This is a genomic window from Pseudoalteromonas sp. S3178 (assembly GCF_005886985.1).
GTDB lineage: Bacteria > Pseudomonadota > Gammaproteobacteria > Enterobacterales > Alteromonadaceae > Pseudoalteromonas > Pseudoalteromonas carrageenovora.
This window is the reverse complement of sequence record NZ_PNCW01000586.1, coordinates 1-319: the sequence shown is the minus strand read 5'-3', so window position 1 is coordinate 319 and position 319 is coordinate 1. Positions and strand designations below refer to the sequence as shown.

At 37.3% G+C, this 319-nt stretch carries 1 protein-coding gene; it reads right to left on the bottom strand.

The genetic code is table 11. From position 1 onward, the window contains the following. Positions 1 to 211: transposase (locus tag CWC11_RS22330; RefSeq protein WP_171038533.1), on the bottom strand; the 211-nt coding region annotated here is incomplete at its 3' end. Between the last annotated feature and the right edge of the window lie 108 nt (positions 212 to 319).

The window sequence follows — 319 nt, the reverse complement described above, 5'->3', positions numbered from 1 at the left end:
TGCTTGTGGTTGGTGTTGCCAATAAATGAACATGATTCGTTATCAATACAAACGCATGTACTTTTACTTCATATTCTTTGGCGTAGTACTTTAGCTTTTCTAAATAAACAACATAATCATCTGGTTCAGCAAAAGTAACTTGCCGATTATTACCACGCTGAACGATATGTTGAGGTACATTAGGAAGATTTAATCGAGGAAGGCGTGCCATAACTTAACTAGTCCATTAGTTTTTCGTTACATCAGTATAGCTAAGCACAAATAAATGGAGTCACAACCAAAAATCAACGACTCTGACCCCTTTGATCCCATCCCCAGA